23 protein-coding genes are annotated in these 19874 nt (G+C 38.1%); 15 read left to right on the top strand and 8 right to left on the bottom strand.

Annotation, left to right across the window (positions count from 1 at the left end):
- Window positions 1-9: 9 nt before the first annotated feature.
- The 7 genes from truD to GM698_RS03805 all read left to right on the top strand — a co-directional run bounded on the left by truD (window position 10) and on the right by GM698_RS03805 (window position 5172).
- Window positions 10-1029: a tRNA pseudouridine(13) synthase TruD gene (truD, locus tag GM698_RS03775; protein ID WP_209289678.1), complete on the top strand. Its 1020-nt coding sequence runs from the start codon at window positions 10-12 to the stop codon at window positions 1027-1029.
- Window positions 1030-1188: 159 nt separating this feature from the next.
- Window positions 1189-1977: a 5'/3'-nucleotidase SurE gene (gene surE / locus GM698_RS03780; RefSeq protein WP_209289679.1), complete on the top strand. Its 789-nt coding sequence runs from the start codon at window positions 1189-1191 to the stop codon at window positions 1975-1977.
- Window positions 1964-2548: a YqaA family protein gene (locus GM698_RS03785; protein WP_176809581.1), complete on the top strand. Its 585-nt coding sequence runs from the start codon at window positions 1964-1966 to the stop codon at window positions 2546-2548. The genes surE and GM698_RS03785 overlap by 14 nt, the downstream gene beginning before the upstream one ends.
- 19 nt (window positions 2549-2567) lie before the next feature.
- Entirely contained in the window at window positions 2568-3059 is a 492-nt protein-coding gene (locus GM698_RS03790; RefSeq protein ID WP_176807605.1) for a LysM peptidoglycan-binding domain-containing protein, read from the top strand.
- Window positions 3060-3071: 12 nt separating this feature from the next.
- Window positions 3072-3275 (top strand): hypothetical protein, encoded by a 204-nt coding sequence (locus GM698_RS03795; protein WP_159629024.1) that lies wholly within the window; start codon window positions 3072-3074, stop codon window positions 3273-3275.
- An 18-nt stretch (window positions 3276-3293) separates the two neighbouring features.
- The gene (locus GM698_RS03800; RefSeq protein ID WP_159629023.1) at window positions 3294-4517 is read left to right on the top strand and encodes a peptidoglycan DD-metalloendopeptidase family protein; all 1224 of its coding nucleotides are present in this window, start codon (window positions 3294-3296) and stop codon (window positions 4515-4517) included.
- Window positions 4518-4596: 79 nt separating this feature from the next.
- On the top strand, window positions 4597-5172 hold the full coding sequence (locus GM698_RS03805; RefSeq protein WP_209289680.1) for a DNA-3-methyladenine glycosylase I: 576 nt from the start codon (window positions 4597-4599) through the stop codon (window positions 5170-5172).
- Window positions 5173-5203: 31 nt separating this feature from the next.
- Here the strand turns inward: GM698_RS03805 and acpP are convergent, their stop codons facing one another.
- Together acpP and rpe are read right to left on the bottom strand one after the other, a co-directional pair.
- A complete protein-coding gene (gene acpP, locus GM698_RS03810) occupies window positions 5204-5434 on the bottom strand; it encodes an acyl carrier protein (RefSeq protein ID WP_159629021.1) in 231 nt (76 codons plus the stop codon).
- A 195-nt stretch (window positions 5435-5629) separates the two neighbouring features.
- A complete protein-coding gene (gene rpe, locus GM698_RS03815) occupies window positions 5630-6307 on the bottom strand; it encodes a ribulose-phosphate 3-epimerase (protein ID WP_176807608.1) in 678 nt (225 codons plus the stop codon).
- 219 nt (window positions 6308-6526) lie between these two features.
- On the opposite strand from rpe, the gene GM698_RS03820 reads away from it, so the two are divergent.
- From GM698_RS03820 to GM698_RS03840, 5 genes are all read left to right on the top strand, one after another.
- Window positions 6527-6799 (top strand): type B 50S ribosomal protein L31, encoded by a 273-nt coding sequence (locus GM698_RS03820; protein ID WP_159629019.1) that lies wholly within the window; start codon window positions 6527-6529, stop codon window positions 6797-6799.
- Between the two features lie 11 nt (window positions 6800-6810).
- A complete protein-coding gene (ykgO, locus tag GM698_RS03825; protein ID WP_025218041.1) occupies window positions 6811-6936 on the top strand; it encodes a type B 50S ribosomal protein L36 in 126 nt (41 codons plus the stop codon).
- Between the two features lie 236 nt (window positions 6937-7172).
- On the top strand, window positions 7173-7946 hold the full coding sequence (locus GM698_RS03830) for an amino acid ABC transporter substrate-binding protein (RefSeq protein WP_159629018.1): 774 nt from the start codon (window positions 7173-7175) through the stop codon (window positions 7944-7946).
- A 101-nt stretch (window positions 7947-8047) separates the two neighbouring features.
- Entirely contained in the window at window positions 8048-8764 is a 717-nt protein-coding gene (locus tag GM698_RS03835) for an amino acid ABC transporter permease (RefSeq protein WP_176807610.1), read from the top strand.
- A gap of 24 nt (window positions 8765-8788) precedes the next feature.
- Entirely contained in the window at window positions 8789-9541 is a 753-nt protein-coding gene (locus GM698_RS03840) for an amino acid ABC transporter ATP-binding protein (protein WP_176807611.1), read from the top strand.
- 134 nt (window positions 9542-9675) lie between these two features.
- Here the strand turns inward: GM698_RS03840 and GM698_RS03845 are convergent, their stop codons facing one another.
- The 5 genes from GM698_RS03845 to GM698_RS03865 form a co-directional block, all read right to left on the bottom strand.
- Entirely contained in the window at window positions 9676-10209 is a 534-nt protein-coding gene (locus GM698_RS03845; protein ID WP_209289681.1) for a YggT family protein, read from the bottom strand.
- Window positions 10210-10314: 105 nt separating this feature from the next.
- Window positions 10315-10656 (bottom strand): YggL family protein, encoded by a 342-nt coding sequence (locus GM698_RS03850; RefSeq protein ID WP_159629014.1) that lies wholly within the window; start codon window positions 10654-10656, stop codon window positions 10315-10317.
- 27 nt (window positions 10657-10683) lie between these two features.
- Window positions 10684-11430: a tRNA (guanosine(46)-N7)-methyltransferase TrmB gene (gene trmB / locus GM698_RS03855; protein WP_209289682.1), complete on the bottom strand. Its 747-nt coding sequence runs from the start codon at window positions 11428-11430 to the stop codon at window positions 10684-10686.
- A gap of 9 nt (window positions 11431-11439) precedes the next feature.
- Complete coding sequence (locus tag GM698_RS03860; protein WP_176812163.1) at window positions 11440-12390, bottom strand: beta-ketoacyl-ACP synthase III; 951 nt, start codon at window positions 12388-12390, stop codon at window positions 11440-11442.
- A 127-nt stretch (window positions 12391-12517) separates the two neighbouring features.
- Entirely contained in the window at window positions 12518-13291 is a 774-nt protein-coding gene (locus GM698_RS03865; RefSeq protein WP_209289683.1) for a D-hexose-6-phosphate mutarotase, read from the bottom strand.
- 159 nt (window positions 13292-13450) lie between these two features.
- Here GM698_RS03865 and GM698_RS03870 point away from each other — a divergent pair, with 159 nt between their 5' ends.
- Window positions 13451-17647 carry a S6 family peptidase gene (locus GM698_RS03870; protein WP_209289684.1) on the top strand — a complete coding sequence of 1399 codons (4197 nt, stop codon included), beginning with the start codon at window positions 13451-13453 and terminating at the stop codon, window positions 17645-17647.
- A gap of 55 nt (window positions 17648-17702) precedes the next feature.
- Here GM698_RS03870 and mobA read toward each other — a convergent pair whose 3' ends face one another.
- On the bottom strand, window positions 17703-18785 hold the full coding sequence (gene mobA / locus GM698_RS03875) for a molybdenum cofactor guanylyltransferase MobA (RefSeq protein ID WP_209289685.1): 1083 nt from the start codon (window positions 18783-18785) through the stop codon (window positions 17703-17705).
- An 84-nt stretch (window positions 18786-18869) separates the two neighbouring features.
- On the opposite strand from mobA, the gene GM698_RS03880 reads away from it, so the two are divergent.
- The gene (locus GM698_RS03880) at window positions 18870-19139 is read left to right on the top strand and encodes a YihD family protein (protein WP_159629008.1); all 270 of its coding nucleotides are present in this window, start codon (window positions 18870-18872) and stop codon (window positions 19137-19139) included.
- A gap of 63 nt (window positions 19140-19202) precedes the next feature.
- The gene (locus GM698_RS03885; protein ID WP_176809574.1) at window positions 19203-19841 is read left to right on the top strand and encodes a DsbA family protein; all 639 of its coding nucleotides are present in this window, start codon (window positions 19203-19205) and stop codon (window positions 19839-19841) included.
- Window positions 19842-19874: the final 33 nt, after the last annotated feature.

Raw genomic sequence — 19874 nt, forward strand, 5'->3', positions numbered from 1 at the left:
GAGGTGAAAGTGAATTTAGCATATATTTGGGGTACACCATTACAAAGCGGACATTTAAAATCCGAATTCATCGACTTTATTGTGCGTGAAGAATTAGGCTATGAACTCTCTGGCGAAGGCGAATTTGTTGCGGTTAAAATCCGTAAAACGAATGCGAATACCCTTTTTGTTGGTGAAAAATTGGCAAAATTTGCAGGCATTCCAGAGCGAAATATGAGCTATGCTGGTTTAAAAGACCGCCACGCAGTAACTGAACAATGGTTCAGCTTCCACTTAGCAGGTAAAGAGACGCCTGATTTCTCGACTTTTGAATGTGAAGGCGTGGAGATTTTAGATGTGACTCGGCATAATCGCAAAATTCGAGTGGGATCTTTAGCTGGCAATCACTTTGAATTATTACTACGTGATGTTAAAAAAAGCGATGATCTCATTCATCGCTTACAGCAAATACAAGCGGTCGGATTTCCTAATTATTTTACCGAACAACGCTTCGGACGAGATGGGCATAACCTAACTCAAGCCCTGCGTTGGGCAAAAGGCGAAATTACGGTCAAAGATCGCAAAAAACGTAGTTTTTATCTCTCAGCCGCTCGTGCCGAAGTGTTTAATTTAGTCGTTTCACAACGTATTGCTGATGGCTTGATGAATCAAGTGCTAGAGAACGATTACGTTCAACTTGCTGGCTCAAATAGTTTTTTCTGTGTAAAACAAGAAGACATTGCCGAAACGCAACATCGTTTAGCGTGTTTTGACGTGCAACTCACCGCTCCGTTAATTGGTGAGAAATCCCTTGAAATAGAAAGCAATGCAAAAGAAAAAATAATGATTGAACAGCACGCAGACTTGGTTAAATTAATGAAAAAAGAGCAAATGAACACCGCTCGCCGAGCAATGCTTTGCAAGCCACAACATCTAGAATGGATATTTGAAGAATCTGGTTTAAGACTTAAATTCTTTTTAAATTCAGGGAGTTATGCAACAGGATTAGTAAGAGAGCTAATTAAGTTATCAGATGAAAATGCAATTTAGCACTATGACAAGCGGTTAGATTTACAAGATTTTTTGCAATTTGCAAAACATCTACAAAATCTTACCGCTTTTTACACTTTTAAGCTAAAAAAATTGTCGAAAAATTGTTAGAATGGCAAACTTTATATTCAGCACCCAATTTAAGATCTAAAAGAAACTATGAAAATTTTAATCAGTAATGACGATGGATTTCACGCAATCGGCATTCAAACTTTAGCGAAAACATTGAGAAATGCAGGGCATACCGTAACGATCATTGCACCTGATCGTAACCGCAGTGCTGCCTCAAGTTGCTTAACACTTGCCGATCCATTGAGAGTTCACCGTTTTGATGAATATAATTATGCTGTAATTGCTGGCACACCCGCAGACTGCGTCCATTTAGCCTTAAATGGATTATTTAACGGTAAATTTGCAGCACAATTTGATTTAGTCATTTCAGGTATTAATCACGGTGCAAACCTAGGAGATGATGTGGTTTATTCAGGGACAGTTGCCGCTGCATTAGAAGGTCGCCGTTTACCCTTGCCTAGCATTGCCGTTTCTCTTGTTGGACGTAAACATTCTTCGTTTTTAGATGGCGAAAATTATTTTGATACCGCAGCACAAGTCGTATTAGATTTACTGGCAAAAATGGAAAATCAGATGTTTCCAGCCAACCACGTTTTAAATGTGAATGTGCCAAACTTACCCTATTTAGAACTAAAAGGCACAATGATTACCCGCTTAGGGGAACGTTCAACGGCGGCGGAAATTGTAAAACAGAAAGATCCTCGCAATGCTGATGTGTATTGGATTGGCATAACAGGCGATCCGATAGATGAAAGTTATGGCACGGATTTTTATGCGTTAAATCGGGATTGTGTTTCTATCACGCCTATTCAAGTCGATATGACCGCACATAAAGCAATTGCGGCGTTAAAAGGCATTTTTAATGAAACTGTTTGAAAAAATTTATGACAAAACCATTGAGTTATCAAAACACCGCTTAGCAGCATTTTGGCTGAGTTTTGTAAGTTTTATTGAGGCAATTTTCTTCCCAATTCTGCCTGATGTAATGCTCATTCCGATGTCAATGTCAAGACCAGAGAATACGTTTAAATATGCGGTTTATACCACTATTGCTTCTGTATTAGGCGGTATCGTCGGTTATTTTATCGGTGTATATGCTACTGATTGGGTACAAGGCATCATTGCCAACTGGGGAATGCAAGCAAACTTTGATAGAGCCAAAATGTGGTTTGAAACCTGGGGAGTGGCAGTCGTGTTTTTAGCGGGTTTCTCGCCTATTCCGTTTAAAGTGTTTACTGTGTGTGCGGGTATATTACAAATGGCGTTTTTTCCGTTCGTCATTACCGCTGCAATTTCTCGTTTTGCCCGTTTTATTCTAGTGGCAAAACTTTCCGCTTGGGGTGGTAAAAAATATGAAGCCAGAATTCGCCACTCTATTGAATTAATTGGCTGGGGAACTATCGTACTTGCGGTAGTTGCTTATCTTATTTACAAATTATTAAACTAAATTTTAAGGATAGAAAATAATGAAAAAATCATTTTTTGTTTTATCTCTCGCTTCTTTCGCTTTAGTGGGCTGTTCTACTAGCTCAAGCGAGTCTAGCGTATCAAGTGTTGAAACTACCGATGTTGACGCAACTTGGCAATCAGCAGATAACATTCAAGCAGCACCAATGCCAGATTCGATGAATCAACCAGTTGCGGTAGCACAACCCGTTTACTCGCCAGCACAACCTATTTCTGCAGCACCAGCTCCGATGCCTGTTTCAACTAATAGTGATGTTTCGCAAGTAGAAATGGTTGGTCACTGCAAAGTAGTACGAGATAGCAACAATGCCCCTATCTATTCACAAATTAGCAAAGGCTGTTATACCAATAACTCTTACACCGTAGGCAAAAGCGATACCCTTTATTTAGTTGGTTATTTAACCGGTACAAGTGCTAACAGAATTGCTAGCTTAAATGGGTTAAACGTAAACGCTGCATTAAAAGTTGGTCAAGTATTGCGTGTACGTTAATAGGCGGATGGAATGAAGAAATCACACTTATTTTTTACAATTTATTGTGCATTTCTGACCGCTTGCGGAGCAGGCTCAAAACAGGAGCAAGTTGATGATCCTAACCTGTTACCTTCAGGTACGTTAGAGCCCGTTGCAGCATCAGGTGCAAGCAAAGATAGTTATAGCTGGCCGTCAGATATTAAATCAACCTCTATGCCTGATACGATGAAATAATTTTAGGATAACCATTTAATGAAAAAGCAATTTATTCTTTTACCTTTAGTCTCCACGATTTTAGCTGCCTGCTCCTCTAGCAATCCTGCGCCTGTAGTGAATGCTTCAGGCAATAATGAACTTAGTCCAGGCATAATGCAACCTGTAGACACTAATATGGGAGCAATTAACTCAAATGGTGGCTGGCAATCTGATATTCGATCAGCGCCAATGCCAAGTTCAATGAATACGCCTGTACAAACGACTCCTCAGCCCGTAATTAAAGAACAGCCACCACAGCCAACAACCACAACGAAAATCGTTAAAAAAACGAAAACCGTAGAGAAAAAAGTAGATCAGGATTTTAAGATCCCACGAGATGCCAATAATGCCCCGATGTATAACCAAATTCAAAAAGGGTTCTATGATGGCTCAACTTACACGGTTCGCAAAGGCGATACTATGTTCCTCATTGCTTATATTGTTGGCAAAGATGTAAAAGAAATCGCAGCCCTGAATAATATGAAAGAACCTTATCAATTAAATATTGGGCAAAAAATTAAAACGGGTAAATCAGCCACCGAAACTATCACTGTTGAGGAAAAAGTCACCGTACCTGTTGAGCCGCAAATTACATATCAGCAAGGTGCAAATGGCACAACTTATGCTTCTGATGGCAATATTACAGGCCCAGTTAAAGCAGAAGTTGGCAATGTGGAAACACCCGTTACCGCCGATAAAGGCATTCAAGCAACCGCTGGCACAACTCTAGAACAAACAGCCTCTGCCAACCCAGCAAGCTCGGTAGAAAATCGTACCGCTTCAACGATCCGTGCAACCACGGCGACGGCAAACCCATCATCTACAAATACGACCGCAATTCCTACCTCATCAATTAAATGGCAATGGCCAACGAATGGCCGTGTTATTTCGGGCTTCTCATCAACGGAAGGCGGTAATAAAGGTTTAGATATCGCAGGCACGAAAGGTCAAGATGTAAATGCGGCGGCGGCGGGTAAAGTAGTCTATGCAGGCAACGCATTACAAGGTTATGGTAACTTAATTATCATCAAGCACACCGATGATTTCTTAAGTGCTTATGCACATAACAATACTATTGATGTTGATGAACAAGACATTATTCAAGCAGGTCAGAAAATTGCAACTTTAGGCAGCACCGGCACAAATACCAACAAGCTTCACTTTGAAATTCGCTACAAAGGCAAGTCTGTCGATCCTACTCGTTATCTACCCCAAAAATAATGGCAATATTTTAACGTTTTTAGACCGCTTGTATTCTTTAATTGATTACAAGCGGTTAATTTTTATCGGAATTTTACAAATGACAAAAACTATGCGTTGTAATTGGTGCGAAACAAGTGATATTTATATGAAATATCACGATGACGAGTGGGGAAAACCCGAGTTTGACAGCCTAAAACTGTTTGAAAAAATTTGTCTTGAAGGACAACAAGCAGGGCTTTCTTGGATTACGGTATTAAAAAAACGCGAGGCCTATCGCCAAGCATTTCATCAGTTTGATCCTTTAAAAATCGCACAAATGACAAAAACAGATCTCGACCAATTAATGCAAAATACAGGTTTAATTCGCCATCGGAAAAAACTAGAAGCGATTGTACAAAATGCGAAAGCCTACCTTACAATGCAGGAAAATGGTGAAGATTTTAGTGAATTTATTTGGGGATTTGTTCATCATCAACCACAAATTAATGATGTACCAACACTTCACACTATTCCTGCTAAAACAGCAACATCGAAAGCAATGTCCCAAGCGTTGAAAAAAAGAGGATTTGTTTTTGTAGGCGAAACCACTTGCTACGCATTTATGCAATCTATGGGATTAGTTGATGATCATCTAAATGGCTGCATTTCTAAAGGAAGTAAAGATAAAAACTAGGCGACCAATGGTCGCCTAATATTAACTCAAATTATTGATTGCTTTGAACGTAATCAATCGCTGATTGAACTGTAGTAATTTTTTCAGCTTCTTCATCTGGAATTTCAATATCGAATTCTTCTTCTAAAGCCATTACTAATTCAACTGTATCTAAAGAGTCAGCACCTAAATCTTCAATGAATGAAGCTTCTGGTTTAACGTCTTCTGCTTTCGCGCCAAGTTGATCAACAATGATTTTTTTTACGCGTTCTTCAATGCTCATTTTGTTTTTCCTATAGTGAATATCGCATAAGTGCGAGAGTTAATTAGTGTAATTGAAATAATTTTTGATACAACCTTTTTATAGAAAGGTCAAACCAGACTACTTCAACACACAAGAATAAAACATTATATGTTTCGCCATTCTATCATTATGTTTGCCTTTAATCCATAGCGAGAATTCAAATTTCCAATGTGATTAACTAACTTTAGCTAATTCACTTCTCATTTGCTCAATCACAACTTGGTAGTTAGGCTGGTCAAAAATAGCTGAACCCGCTACAAACATATCTGCACCAGCTGCTGCAATTTCCGCAATGTTATTGACTTTTACACCGCCATCAACCTCTAATCGAATGTTATAACCACTCTCATCAATATAGTGGCGTACTGCACGCAATTTATCCAAAGTTGATGGAATAAAAGATTGCCCACCAAAACCTGGATTCACTGACATCAATAAAATCACATCCACTTTATCCATCACATAATCCAAATAGTGTAAAGGCGTTGCAGGATTAAAAACCAAGCCCGATTTACAACCTAAATCACGCACAAGCTGTAAATTACGATCGATATGCTCTGTTGCCTCAGGATGGAACGTAATATAATCTGCCCCTGCTTTTGCGAAATCGGCAATTAAACGCTCAACGGGTTTTACCATTAAATGTACATCTATCGGACACTGAATACCATAATCTCTCAATGCTTGACAGATAGCCGGACCGAACGTCAAGTTCGGCACATAGTGATTATCCATTACATCAAAATGAATTAAATCAGCACCCGCTTTTAGCACATCTACCACATCGTCGCCCAATCTAGCCAAATCTGCTGATAAAATAGAAGGAGCAATCAAATAAGGATTTTTGCTCATATTTCCTCACAATTTAAAAAACTGCTATTAGATTACCATAATTCTAAAAGTGAAAAACAGATCTAAATCTAAAAATTGGCTTTCTTTCCTTTCTCAAAGAGATGTTGAAAATTCCATAAAAAAGTTATGGAATTAAAGTTGAATTTCATATAACATATATTCCATAATTTAATTATGGCTATATAATCTATCTTAGATCAACATTCTGGAGAAAATATTATGAAAAAAGGGATTCACCCTGAAAATTATCGCGAAGTGCTATTTTATGATGCCTCTGTACAACAAGGCTGGGTTATCCGCTCTTGTGCCTCAACTAACAAAACAATGGTATGGGAAGATGGGAAAGAGTATCCACTTTACACCTTAGATACTTCATCAGCCTCACACCCTGTTTACACAGGTAAACGTCGTGAAGTAAATAACGAAGGGCGTGCAAGTCAATTTAAAGATAGATTTAAAGGCTTTGCATCCACACTTTCAAATAAAAAATAGAAGTAAAGAAAATGAAAATTTTAAACTCATTAAAATCTGCAAAGACACGCCACCCTGATTGTCAAATTGTCAGACGAAAAGGTAAACTATATGTGATCTGCAAAACCAATCCGAGATTTAAAGCTCGCCAACGTTAAAATATCCGCACCCAATCTGTGAAATTCACCCACGATTAGGGTGCGATTTTTTATAACCAAATATTTCCAATAACGAACTTTATTCGTCATTTTCTTCATTATTCTCTACCTCTGACTCCCGTTTAGGCTAAATAAACCATTTTCTTCTTTCTTATTCGATTTAGTTATTTGTAAGCGGTCAATTTTCCCTTTAAATTTGCAAAACATCAGTTTTATCTATGGAAAAGGGGTTTATTATGTTTAAAAAATTATCAGTTACCGCATTAGCACTTACGCTTTCTATCTCTACCTTTGCTAAAGATAGTCTACTTGAGCGTATCAATAACAAAGGCACAATTACCGTTGGGACAGAAGGAACTTATGCACCTTATACTTACCACGATGAGAAAGGTAAATTAACAGGCTATGACGTGGAAGTTACCCGGGCGGTTGCAGAGAAGTTAGGGGTAAAAGTTGAATTCAAAGAAACGCAATGGGACGCAATGTTAGCTGGCTTAAAAAGCGAACGTTTTGACTTAGTCGCAAACCAAGTGGCATTAACTAGCCCAGAACGTCAAGCAACATTTGATAAATCGGAACCATATAGCTGGGACGGTGCAGCATTATTAGTGCGTGAAGACGAAACCAAAATCAAAACACCCGATGATGTGAAAGGTGTGAAAACAGCACAAACTTTAAGTTCTAATTACGGTGAATTAGCTCGTGAAAGTGGTGCAGATATTGTTCCAATTGACGGTATGGCACAAGGTTTGCTATTAATCCAACAAAAGCGTGCTGATGCAACCTTCAATAGCCATCTATCGCTATTAGATTATCTGAAAAAGAACCCAAATTCAGGCTTGAAAATCGTTTGGGAAAAAGCAGAAAAAGTTGGTGCTGGCTTAGTTGCTAACAAGGGCAATAATGAAGCATTAGTAAAAATCAATGAAGCGATCGTAGCATTACGAGAAGATGGCACACTAAAAAAATTAAGCGAACAGTTTTTCGGTAAAGATATTAGTGTACAATAATCCATATTGAATTTGGTTGGGGCGGATTCGCCCCTTTTGTTTTTTTAAGTTTTAAATCAGCCTGCTACCTGAAAAAGTAAGGACGATTTTAGGTTTTTTAGATGTTAAACGATCTGTTACTCTCTATTCCCTTTATGACTCAAGCCCGTGTAGATTTGGTACTCAGTGGCTTCTGGCCAATGGTAAAAGCTGCATTTTTGGTCTCTATTCCGCTGGCGATTGCCTCATTTATCATCGGTATGCTTATTGCAGTGAGCGTAGCATTGGTACGAATTAGCCCTTCTACAAGCATTTTACACCGCCTACTACTTTTGTTTGTAAAAAGCTATATCTCGATTATTCGAGGCACACCTATGTTGGTACAGATCTGTATCGTATTTTACGGCTTACCTGCGATTGGCATTTTTATCGATCCTATTCCAGCAGCAATTATAGGCTTCTCGCTGAACATTGGTGCTTATGGTTCAGAAACTATTCGTGCCTCAATTTTGTCTGTACCAAAAGGTCAATGGGAGGCAGGCTACACCATCGGTATGAGCTATATGCAAACTTTCCGCCGCATTATTGCTCCTCAAGCATTCCGAGTTGCCGTTCCACCTTTAAGCAATTCTTTTATTGGACTATTTAAAGATACCTCACTTGCCTCAATCGTAACTGTAACTGAAATGTTCCGCGTTGCACAACAAGTGGCAAATATGTCGTATGATTTTTTACCCGTTTATATTGAAGCTGCAATTATCTACTGGTGCTTCTGTTGGGTGCTATTCTTAATTCAGGCAAAATTAGAAGTTCGCTTTAACCGCTTCGTAGCAAAGTAAAATAAGGCGAAGTAAGGGAAAACTATGATAAAAATCCGTAATATTCACAAAACCTTCGGGCAAAATACTATTTTGCGAGGCATTGATTTAGATATTCAAAAAGGGCAAGTGGTGGTCATTCTGGGCCCATCTGGCTCAGGAAAAACAACTTTTCTACGCTGTTTAAATGCCTTAGAAATGCCAGAACAAGGCACCATAACATTTACCGATAATACGCCGCTAGTAGTTGATTTTGCGAAAAAACCAAGTAAAAAAGATATTTTAGCACTACGGCGTAAATCAGGTATGGTATTCCAAAACTATAACCTCTTCCCACACAAAACCTCTCTGGAAAATGTGATGGAAGGCCCTGTCTTTGTACAACAACAAGCGGTCGAAATTGCTAAACAAAATGCAAAACGCTTACTCGCAAAAGTTGGGCTATCAGATAAAGCTGATCTCTACCCATTCCAGTTATCTGGCGGACAACAACAGCGAGTCGGTATTGCTCGTGCATTAGCCATTCAGCCAGATTTAATGCTATTTGATGAGCCCACTTCCGCCCTTGATCCTGAATTAGTGCAAGATGTATTAAACACAATGAAAGAACTTGCCAATGAAGGCTGGACAATGGTTGTAGTTACCCACGAAATAAAATTTGCCCTTGATGTCGCAGATATCGTTGTGGTAATGGATGGCGGTGAAATTGTCGAACAAGCCTCACCACAACAATTATTTAAAAACCCACAACACGAGCGAACAAAACGTTTCCTACATCAAATTCGTGCGGATAAATAAAGTAAAATGTCGCCAAAGTAGCGTTTTTATCAAAATGTGATGAGCACTACATTACTCAATAAAAAATCAAGGGCTAATTCTAATTAATAACTAGAATTAGCCCTTAAATAACGTATAAATCTTAATGTTTTAATTTAAGCTGCAGCCCATAGCCCGCCAAAAATTTGATAGAACAAACTGTTTAACAGTAATAATCCGAAACCTAAAATCATTACAGAGAAATCTAACATACCTGTTCTTGGTAAGAGTTTACGAATAATGCCTAAAACAGGTTCGGTAATTTGGGCAATTATATAATCTAGCGGATGATTTCCCTGTGTTACCCAACTCATTAATGCTCGGATTAAAGTCGTGAAAAAGAGAATTTGTCCAAAGGTTTTCACTAAACTTAATAATCCAATTAAAACAGCTCTCGGCACATCAACACCAAATAAAATAAACTGCAAGGCAACTAAAGTTGCCGCAATGAAAAGCGCAGGAAAGCAGATATTTCTGACCGTTGGAATAAGCTTTCCAACGGGAAAAACGAAAGGCTCCGTCATTTTAAGTAAGGTTTGCGAAATAGGCAAACGTGGATCAACTCGGCAAAATTGTAGCCAAGTTCTTAAGACTAAAATAAAACTAAGGAAACCAACAATTAACGAAATAACAGGGGCTAAAAATTCCATCTATTTATCTCTTTTATACTTTAGTTAAAAAAACAAGCGGTCGTTTTTAAGAAAAAATTGGCAAATTTTCAGAAAAATATGACCGCTTGTATCTGTATAAATTAATTAAGCTTGTGCTGGGTAATCCCACCAGATATCAAATAACTCGCTTACTTGAACATTTTGTAAGCCGTTGTTTTCTAACCAAGTTTTAACTAATTGGCGGTGAGATTCATCACATTTGCCTAATTTTTCTAAGCAGATTAAACCTTCCCAATTTAAGTAGCCGTTTGCTTCTAACGCTAGGCCGTTTGGTCTAATCACCTCATCAATGAAACGATCAACAGTTTCATCAATTTGATCAATACCTGTGCTTTCAGCAAAGCTGAATTTAATTAAAAAACCTAGCTCTTGGTATTCGCCCAAGTGCATTTTTTTACGCTGACGTGCATTACGCTGAACTGCCATTTTTTCTCTCCTCTATTAAGTAAACTGTCACTCTTTTTTAATAAAATATAGATCCCATACACTATGACCAAGCTTGTGTCCTCGCTCTTCAAACTTAGTTAAAGGACGGAAATCTGGACGCGGTATAAAATCATTCGTTGCTGATGTATTTTGCAATTTATCGTCAAATTGGCGTAATACCTCAAGCATATGCTCAGCGTAATTTTCCCAATCTGTTGCAAAATGAATAAAGCCATTCGGGCCCAATTTCTGAATAACTTTTGTGATAAACTCAGGCTGAACAATACGACGCTTGTGGTGTTTTGCCTTCTGCCAAGGGTCTGGAAAATAGAGCTGTAGACCACCCAATGAGCCATCTGCGATACTATCTCGTAAAATCTCAGTTGCATCGTGGCAAATCACCCTTAAATTTTTTATTCCTTTTTCTAAAGCGTAAGCAATACAAGCACCAACACCTGGTGTGTGAACTTCAATCCCAATATAGTTTCGCAACGGATTTTGTGCTGCCATTTCCACAAGCGATTTACCCATACCAAAACCAATTTCTAGCACAACAGGATTATTATTACCAAAAATCTGCTCAAAATCAAAAGGCGTTGGTTGATAATCTAGCCCTAAATTAGCCCAATTATTATTCATCATATCACGCTGATAATCGCTTAAACGACCTGTACGTAACACAAAACTACGCACTTTTCTTAAATAACGACCATCTTCGGTAAACTCAGCTTGTTCAACGGTTTTACGTTTTTTATCTGCAAAGGTTTTTTCCATTCTCTCACCTTAAAACTTAACTAATGCAGAACCCCAAGTCCAACCGCCACCGAAAGCCTCAAGGAGTAATAATTGACCACGTTTTATGCGTCCATCACGTACCGCTTCATCAAGTGCAACAGGCACTGTTGCCGCACTGGTATTCGCGTATTTATCCAAGGTGACGACGACTTGATTCATTTCCATCTCTAATTTTTTCGCTGTTGCGGTAATAATGCGTAAATTTGCTTGATGTGGAATAAGCCAATCAAGATCTGACTTTTGTAAATTATTTGCTTCTAAGGTTTCTTCTACTACACTTGAAAGCTGGTTCACTGCAATTTTAAAAGTTGAATTGCCTTGCATTTCAATAAAGCCTGAACGCTCTTCACCTCGTTTTTGACTTTTTAACGTAAGATTATTTTCTAAATCTGGCGAAGCGTGTAAGTGGGTTGAAATAACCCCCTGCTCTTCACTTGCTTCTAAAATGATTGCACCCGCTCCATCACCAAATAATACAACTGTGCTACGGTCCGTTTCGTCTAGCATTCTGGAATTGATGTCTGAACCAATGACTAACGCTTTTTTTACTTGTCCATTACGCATAAATTGATCGGCAATGCTTAACGCATATACAAACCCCGTACAAGCTGCTGCCACATCAAACGCAATAGCATCTTGAATGTTCAGTAAACCTTGAATTTGGCACGCCGCACTCGGGAAAGCGTGCGAATTGGTGGTAGTTCCCACCACAATTAAACCAATTTCATTAGCATCCATTTTTGCCATTTCTAAGGCTTGTTGAGCTGCTTTCGCCCCCATTGTAGCAACAGTTTCCTCAGCTGTGGCAATACGGCGTTCACGAATGCCTGAACGAGTAACAATCCACTCATCAGACGTATCCACCATTTTTTCTAAATCAGCATTCGTGCGTATCTGACTTGGTAAATAGCTTCCCGTGGCTAAAATTTTGCTGTTCATATATTTGATTATTCTCAATCGATTAAAATAGTAATCCGCCATTATAGCTTGAAAATGTAGAAATACATAGACTTAACAAGCGGTCGTTTTTTGCAAATTTTTTACTAAAAACAACCGCTTGCAAAACTTATTGAATAGCAATTTTGACGCTTACCACTTCGTTTGGCTGGAGTAATGTATTCAACCGTGCAGTTTCTACACAAACCATTTTTTGATAGGCGTTTTCGCTCATTCCACTTGTTGGTTTATGCCAAGGGTTCCACAAAACTGTTTCCGTTGCATTATTATGCTCAATCACAATTGATCTCTGATAGACAGAGTCTTGAATCACATTTGTTGGTCTAGCGGCATAAATACAATCTATATTTTTATCTATACGGCGGGGAGAAGGCACATCAACTTCTTGATTCGTTAATTTATCAAAACAACGCGTTGGCAAACCTTGCACTTCCACGTTTTCAATATCACCAATATTAAAATAAGAGTGCAAAGCAAGTTGTGCTGGTTCTGGATCTAAATGGGTAAAATATAACTCACAAGTTTCGCCTAACATCATTTCCATTTTGGCTTTATTCTCTAAGGAGAATACTAAACGGACATTTTCATCAGAACAAGTATGCTCAACTAAACGCCATTCTTGAATGCGAGCTATGCCGTGGGCAGGCTCTTTTATTGAACCGAACCACGGATAACAAATTGGTATACCGCCACGAATCGCAGAGCCAATTCTAAACGGTTCTATCTCACTTAACCACAGTACATCTTGCTCTGCATTATACGGCTGCCAACTTAGCAATTGTGCGCCTTGTAATGCAATTTTAGCTTTGCATTTATTGTGATTAACTTCTAGCACGTCTAATTCATTATATTTGATTAATTTTAATGGATTGCTCAAGTTCATAATTTATTCCTTTGATGACTAAAATAATTGACAGCAAACACCAAATGAAACTTGGTAGTATAAATTTATATAAAGAGGTAAGACTGCTTGCCAAACTATCAGTTATAAGACAGAATAGCCAGAATTTTTTATTACTTATTAAGGATAAACTTCTCATTTATGAAGACCAAAACATTTACTCGTTCTTATCTTGCTTCTTTTGTAACAATCGTATTAAGTTTACCTGCTGTAGCATCTGTTGTACGTAATGATGTGGACTATCAATACTTCCGCGATTTTGCCGAAAATAAAGGACCATTTTCAGTTGGTTCAATGAATATTGATATTAAAGACAACAATGGACAACTTGTAGGCACGATGCTTCATAATTTACCAATGGTTGATTTTAGTGCTATGGTAAGAGGTGGATATTCTACTTTAATTGCACCACAATATTTAGTTAGTATTGCACATAATACTGGATATAAAAATGTTCAATTTGGTGCTGCAGGTTATAACCCTGATTCACATCACTATACTTATAAAATTGTTGACCGCAATGATTATGAAAAGGTTCAAGGAGGGTTGCACCCAGACTATCATACTCCTCGATTAAATAAATTAGTAACAGAAGTTGTGCCTGCCGCAGTCACCAATGCAGGTACATCTATTAAACCCTACTTAAATGAAGAACGCTTCCCTATGTTTCTTCGTGCTGGTTCAGGGACACAAGCGCTAAGAGGAAAAGAAAGTAATAAAACAACTGGAATCGCTGGTGCTTATGAATACCTTACAGGCGGTACCACATTACAATTATCTAAAAGCTCCCCTGATCACTGGTTAGATTATTCAAGTAACCTTTATCAAGTAAGCTATGGACCACTTTCAACCTATGGATTACCTGGTGATAGTGGTTCAGGTTCTTACGCCTATGATATGAACGAAAAACGATGGGTATTAGTGGGTGTGCTCAATTTCTATAATGGTATGGATAATCAATTCAACCGCTCTGCGATTATCCGTAAAGATTTCCACGAGAAAAAATTTGCCGAAGATATTGCAGGAACAATCAATAATACCGTACAAAATGCACAATTCAATTGGACTGCTCAAGGTAAATCCAGCTCTCTTAGTCAATCAAATAATGTGCAAAAACTCAACGTTGATCTAAAAGATAGTAGCATTGCAAACCAAAACACTTCTCTACCACAAGAAAACCACGGTAAAACCATTAATTTTAATGGTAAAGATGCAACTATTGTACTAAAACAGGATATTGACCAAGGTGCAGGTGCATTAAATCTGAACGCTAATCTCACTATTCGTCCTGAAACAGACCAAACTTGGCAAGGTGCAGGTATTATCGTCGGTAAAGATAAAAAAGTGAATTGGCAAGTAAAAAATCCACAAGGCGATCGTTTATCTAAACTCGGGGAAGGAACACTCTATGTAAATGGACGTGGACAGAATCTTGGCGATATCAGTGTAGGTGATGGTATTGTAATACTTAACCAGCAAGCCGATCACCAAGGAAGAAAACAGGCCTTTAATACAGTAGGAATCGTAAGTGGTCGCCCCACTGTTGTGCTAGGTAGTGCAGATCAAGTTAATCCCGATAATATTTACTTTGGATTTCGCGGAGGTCGTTTAGACCTAAACGGTAACAGCATCGCCTTTAAACGTATTCAAAACAGCGATAAACATGCTCGTATTGTAAACCACAATCGCGATCACATTTCTACCTTAATAATACAAGGCCAAGATCCTCTCACTAGTAATGATCTTATATGGGGAAAATGGGCAAGTAATAGCCCAGCAGACATTTACGAATATACCAATCCTTATCAAAATAAACGCAAAGATTACTTCCGTCTGAAAGGTAATTCGAGAGTATATTATCCAACGAATGCTACAAGTAACGATCACTGGGAATTTCTTTCCAGTAACCGCGAGCAAGCAATACAGAAAATCCTAGATGCCAAAAACTTAAGACAGCGCTATGACACGTTTAATGGTTTTATAGGGGAAGATGCTTCCAATAAAACTAATGGGATATTAAATGTCGTGTTTGATACAAAAACAGAAGTAAATACAGAACAAGATAAATTAAAGAATATCTACACAATGTCGGGAGGATTTAACCTTAATGGTGAACTCACCGTTAAAGGTGGTACATTGTTGCTTTCTGGTCACCCAACGCCACACGCTTATGATATTAAGAATAAGCATGATGTTGTGCGTGAAAACGATTGGCAAGACAGCCATTTTACTGCTAAAAATATCACGGTAAATAAAATGGCACAACTCTATATCGGGAGAAATGTCAATGAAGTAAATAGTCACTTTACTGCGACTGATAAAGCCAAACTCAATTTAGGATTTATTAATCGTTCAACGCCAAGTTGCTATGATTCTGAATACACAGGCACTACACATTGTGAAGTGCAAGCGGTCATTTCCGATAATATTTTTGCAAATCTAGCAACAACCGCCATTAAAGGTAATGTTAAATTACAAAACCATAGCCAATTAAATTTAGGCAAAGCAAACCTCACTGGTTCTGTACAAGCTGATCAAACAACTCATATCACTTTAGCAAATCACAGTCACTGGTTAAACAATGGTACGAGCCAGATTGGGCATCTTACAATGGAAAAAGGGTCGATCCTTAGCCTAAACGATAAATTTGCTACCACGGAAATCCCAGTCCGATTCAACAAGATGATCATCCAAGGTAATCTAAAAGGTAATGGACGAATTAACTATACCGCAAATTTAGCCAAGGGCGAATCTGATCATCTCCAAGTTGACGGTATTGCTGAAGGAAATTTTGTCCTTGCCGTTAGAAATAGCACAGCTGAAGCAAATCCAAAAAGCTCATTAAACCTACTAAGCTTAAAAAATAGTAACCAAGAAGGCAATAAAGTTTCTATTTCTCTAGAAAATAATTATGTTGATCTAGGTACTTATCGTTATGTATTAGAAAATCGTAATCACAATTACCATTTATTTAATCCATTAATACCAAATTCAACCTCTAAAGAGATGAATGCTACATCTGTATCCTCTATTCCAAAAAAGGAATCTGTTACTAATGTTCCTACTTTAGATAAGAAAGAAACTGAACAAAATCTTACTCAACTACAAAAAGATTTTTCAGCACACCAATTAGAAAATCAAAAAGCAAAACAATCTATGATAAATGCTCAATCTGAGCTAAAACGACTCAATTCACAACTGAATGTATTGCAAAAATATGTGAATTCTCGTCGCTTAGGTTACTATACTCAGCAGGCAGTTTTAGAACAAATTGGCATTATTCAAAATAAAATTAAACAAACACAAACAATATTTAATGACGCTAATGCAACTGTAAAACTCACAGATCAAAAGCTAGAAGAAGCCAAATTAGCTCTAGGCTCTGTAAACGATCTTGTATTAATAAAAGCCTCTGCTCCAGCAATGCAAGCAACTAATCAAGATACGAGTATGATGAATATTATTCAAGCAGATTGGATAAGCCAATACGCTAACACAGCACTTTCTGAACTCTCAGCACAGGCTAATTCTGCTCTGCAAATCAGTAATAGCTTAGATCGCCAACTCTTCAAGCAAAGCGATAAATTCAACGTATGGAGCAGCGTCGAACATCAGAAAACCGAGCATAAATCAGATTTATACCGCCCGTATAAACAACAAACCAACCTGACCCAACTGGGCATACAAATGCCGATAGATAACGGTTTAATGTTTGGAGTTGCATTATCTAAAAACCACGCTAACGCGGAATTTAACGAGGGTGTAAACGGTAAATCGAATCTACTAATGGCAAGCCTATATGGTAAGTGGCAATCTCAACAAGGCACTTTTATCAGCCTTGATGGCAGCTACGGTAAAGCAAAAAACCAACTCTACCTATTTGGTGAAAACCACTTTACCCGCCGAATTTCCTCTATTGGTGCTAACATTGGACATCAATTTGACCTCGCAGGAGTTCAAATTCAGCCAACAATAGGAGCAAGATACTACCATTTCAGCGGCCAAGACTATACACTAGGAGGAGCGAAAATCAGCTCACCAAATACCCACTTTATGACATACCAAGCGGGACTAAAAGCTAGTAAAACTTTTTCATTGGATGACTGGAAAGTTGAACCAAGCATTACAACCCACTATGTGGATGCAAGTAACAAACGCTTAGCAGTAAACGTCAATAATAACAATATCAACCAACGTTTCGGTCGCTATCTGAAAACCGAAGCTGGTATCCGATTTGAACATAACGAATGGCAATTCGACTTACATACTGGTTTCATCAATGGCAACGAAATCAAAAAACAACGTTTTTCTGGTGTTAAGCTAGGATATAGCTGGTAAGAAATTAGCCCCTAGAACTATTTCTAGGGGCTTTTTCTACTCTTAAAAAGAGTATCTAACTTGCCTTATTTTCTAACCAATTCTTAATAAAATCTGCTATTTCCCCAATATTATTAATATCTAACCAATTTTCTCTATCAAGCGAATAATCTGTTGCTGTCGCAATTGTCCATTGATCTAAATCAGGCAACGGCTGAACAATGCCCTTACGGTGTAGCTGAATTTTGGGCAAAGTTTCGTGCTTAAAGCCTTCCACAAAAATTAAATCAATTTCTTGCGGATTGAATTTTGCAATTAATTGCGAAAATTCGACCGCTTGTTTGGTTTCCACCATTAATGCCCAGCGTTCATCGCACACAATCATCGTAGGGTTTGCCCCTGCCTCACGCAGTCTGTAGCTATCCTTGCCTTTTTTATCCACATCAACATTGTGATGAGAGTGCTTAATTAGCCCAACTCGAATGCCACAAGCGGTCAATTTCGGCATTAATTTTTCCAATAAGGTTGTTTTACCTGTGCCACTGTAACCAGTAATGGCAAGGGTTTTAACAGGAAACGGGCTTAGTCGACTTAAATCCTCAAGTGTATTAAAGTTGGTGAATGCTGATTTTTGTTCGGAAAAATCAACTGCCACGCTTTTTTGTGATTGGAAGAATGCAAGCAATCGCTGTTGGTTTGAGCCTAAATAGGCTTTCAAATCTTCTTGTACCGAACGATGAATCAACGCAAAAGTGGGATGTGGACGCTCACCATCATGGGCATATGCAATTTGTGCGTTATTTATCCGCAAAGCAGTTTTTAATTTTTGCAATAACAGCTCAGGCATAAAGGGCGTATCGCAAGGCACAAAAAGCAAATAGTCACTTTCAATTTGCTCAAATCCTGCCAGCATTCCACTGAGTGGACCTTGAAAATCAGGCAAGCTATCTTGATAGTAAGAAAAAGCAGGATAAAGCTGCTGATATTGCTCAATAGAACGATTGACATTAAGCCAAATATCGCTTACTTGCGGTGAAAGCCGCTTTAAAATGTGTGAAATCAATGGTTTGTCTTCAAAAAGTTGTAATCCTTTTTCTACTCCATTCATTCGACGAGCTAATCCACCGGCTAAAATTACAGCTGAAATGCACTCTTCCATTCTTATCCCTTAAAATTTTGCAAAAACTAAAGCAAAAGTATATTATTTCAGTGAACTTCCAACAAGATTTTTAAGGGGCAAATAATGAAATGCAAACGCTTAGAGGAATTATTAACACTGCTCGGCGCACATTGGCGTAAGAATCCCGATTTACATTTAATTGACATTTTGCAGCAACTTTCCATTGAGGTAGGCGAGCCAAATAATTTTAATGCCTTGAGAGATGAGGTGTTAATTTATCAACTAAAAATGCGAAATGCTAATAAACACGAACCCATTCCAGGCATTAAAAAAGATTATGAAGATGATTTTAAAACGGCTTTATTACGTGCACGTGGAATTTTAAACGATTAAGACTGTCTTATTCATCACTCATTTAACAGTTAGCACCTATCAACATTTTTTGAAGGAATCATTATGAAAAAATTAGTATTAAAAACAACTTTTGTTGCACTTTCTGCTCTTTTTGCCTTTAGCTCAACAGCAATCGCAGCAGAGTTAACAGCAGGCAAAGAATATACCGAGGTGCGTAAAGCACCTTCTGCACAAAAAGAAGTCGTGGAGTTTTTCTCATTCTACTGCCCACATTGTTATAATTTTGAATTAAGCTACAAAATCCCAAATCAGATTAAGGAAAAATTACCAAGTGATAGTAAATTAGTGCAATATCACGTTAATTTCTTAGGGCGTCAATCTGAAAATTTAACCCGTGCTTGGGCATTAGCGATGGCATTAGGGGCCGAAGATAAGGTAAAAACTGCTTTATTTGAAGGTGCACAAAAAGATGCGTTCAAATCAATGGATGATATTCGTTCCGTATTTTTAGCAAACGGCGTTACCGCCGAACAATTTGATAGCGGCATTAATAGCTTTGCGGTAAACGGATTAGTAAATAAGCAAGTTCAATTAGCGGAAGATTTTAATATTCGTGGCGTGCCTGCGTTTTTCGTCAACGGTCAATACCAACTAAACTTAGAAGGCTTTGCGGATTCTGCATCAACCAACGATTTTATCAAACGTTATGTTGATGCGGTTATATTCCTGAGTAAAAAATAATTGCTCGGTATCGGCATTGTTAGCAAATGCTGA

Origin of the sequence: Mannheimia sp. ZY171111 (genome assembly GCF_017750945.1) — a bacterium.
GTDB lineage: Bacteria > Pseudomonadota > Gammaproteobacteria > Enterobacterales > Pasteurellaceae > Mannheimia > Mannheimia pernigra.

Excerpts from the sequence above, each read along its gene's own strand:
- GM698_RS03865 (WP_209289683.1), bottom strand. The coding sequence starts at position 13,291 with ATGAACTTGAGCAATCCATTAAAATTAATCAAATATAATGAATTAGAC.
- GM698_RS03880 (WP_159629008.1), top strand. The coding sequence starts at position 18,870 with ATGAAATGCAAACGCTTAGAGGAATTATTAACACTGCTCGGCGCACAT.
- GM698_RS03830 (WP_159629018.1), top strand. The coding sequence starts at position 7,173 with ATGTTTAAAAAATTATCAGTTACCGCATTAGCACTTACGCTTTCTATC.
- GM698_RS03845 (WP_209289681.1), bottom strand. The coding sequence starts at position 10,209 with ATGGAATTTTTAGCCCCTGTTATTTCGTTAATTGTTGGTTTCCTTAGT.
- mobA (WP_209289685.1), bottom strand. The coding sequence starts at position 18,785 with ATGGAAGAGTGCATTTCAGCTGTAATTTTAGCCGGTGGATTAGCTCGT.
- GM698_RS03860 (WP_176812163.1), bottom strand. The coding sequence starts at position 12,390 with ATGAACAGCAAAATTTTAGCCACGGGAAGCTATTTACCAAGTCAGATA.
- GM698_RS03850 (WP_159629014.1), bottom strand. The coding sequence starts at position 10,656 with ATGGCAGTTCAGCGTAATGCACGTCAGCGTAAAAAAATGCACTTGGGC.
- ykgO (WP_025218041.1), top strand. The coding sequence starts at position 6,811 with ATGAAAATTTTAAACTCATTAAAATCTGCAAAGACACGCCACCCTGAT.
- acpP (WP_159629021.1), bottom strand. The coding sequence starts at position 5,434 with ATGAGCATTGAAGAACGCGTAAAAAAAATCATTGTTGATCAACTTGGC.
- rpe (WP_176807608.1), bottom strand. The coding sequence starts at position 6,307 with ATGAGCAAAAATCCTTATTTGATTGCTCCTTCTATTTTATCAGCAGAT.
- GM698_RS03870 (WP_209289684.1), top strand. The coding sequence starts at position 13,451 with ATGAAGACCAAAACATTTACTCGTTCTTATCTTGCTTCTTTTGTAACA.
- GM698_RS03790 (WP_176807605.1), top strand. The coding sequence starts at position 2,568 with ATGAAAAAATCATTTTTTGTTTTATCTCTCGCTTCTTTCGCTTTAGTG.
- GM698_RS03805 (WP_209289680.1), top strand. The coding sequence starts at position 4,597 with ATGACAAAAACTATGCGTTGTAATTGGTGCGAAACAAGTGATATTTAT.
- GM698_RS03800 (WP_159629023.1), top strand. The coding sequence starts at position 3,294 with ATGAAAAAGCAATTTATTCTTTTACCTTTAGTCTCCACGATTTTAGCT.
- GM698_RS03785 (WP_176809581.1), top strand. The coding sequence starts at position 1,964 with ATGAAACTGTTTGAAAAAATTTATGACAAAACCATTGAGTTATCAAAA.
- trmB (WP_209289682.1), bottom strand. The coding sequence starts at position 11,430 with ATGGAAAAAACCTTTGCAGATAAAAAACGTAAAACCGTTGAACAAGCT.
- surE (WP_209289679.1), top strand. The coding sequence starts at position 1,189 with ATGAAAATTTTAATCAGTAATGACGATGGATTTCACGCAATCGGCATT.
- GM698_RS03820 (WP_159629019.1), top strand. The coding sequence starts at position 6,527 with ATGAAAAAAGGGATTCACCCTGAAAATTATCGCGAAGTGCTATTTTAT.
- GM698_RS03835 (WP_176807610.1), top strand. The coding sequence starts at position 8,048 with ATGTTAAACGATCTGTTACTCTCTATTCCCTTTATGACTCAAGCCCGT.
- GM698_RS03885 (WP_176809574.1), top strand. The coding sequence starts at position 19,203 with ATGAAAAAATTAGTATTAAAAACAACTTTTGTTGCACTTTCTGCTCTT.
- GM698_RS03840 (WP_176807611.1), top strand. The coding sequence starts at position 8,789 with ATGATAAAAATCCGTAATATTCACAAAACCTTCGGGCAAAATACTATT.
- GM698_RS03795 (WP_159629024.1), top strand. The coding sequence starts at position 3,072 with ATGAAGAAATCACACTTATTTTTTACAATTTATTGTGCATTTCTGACC.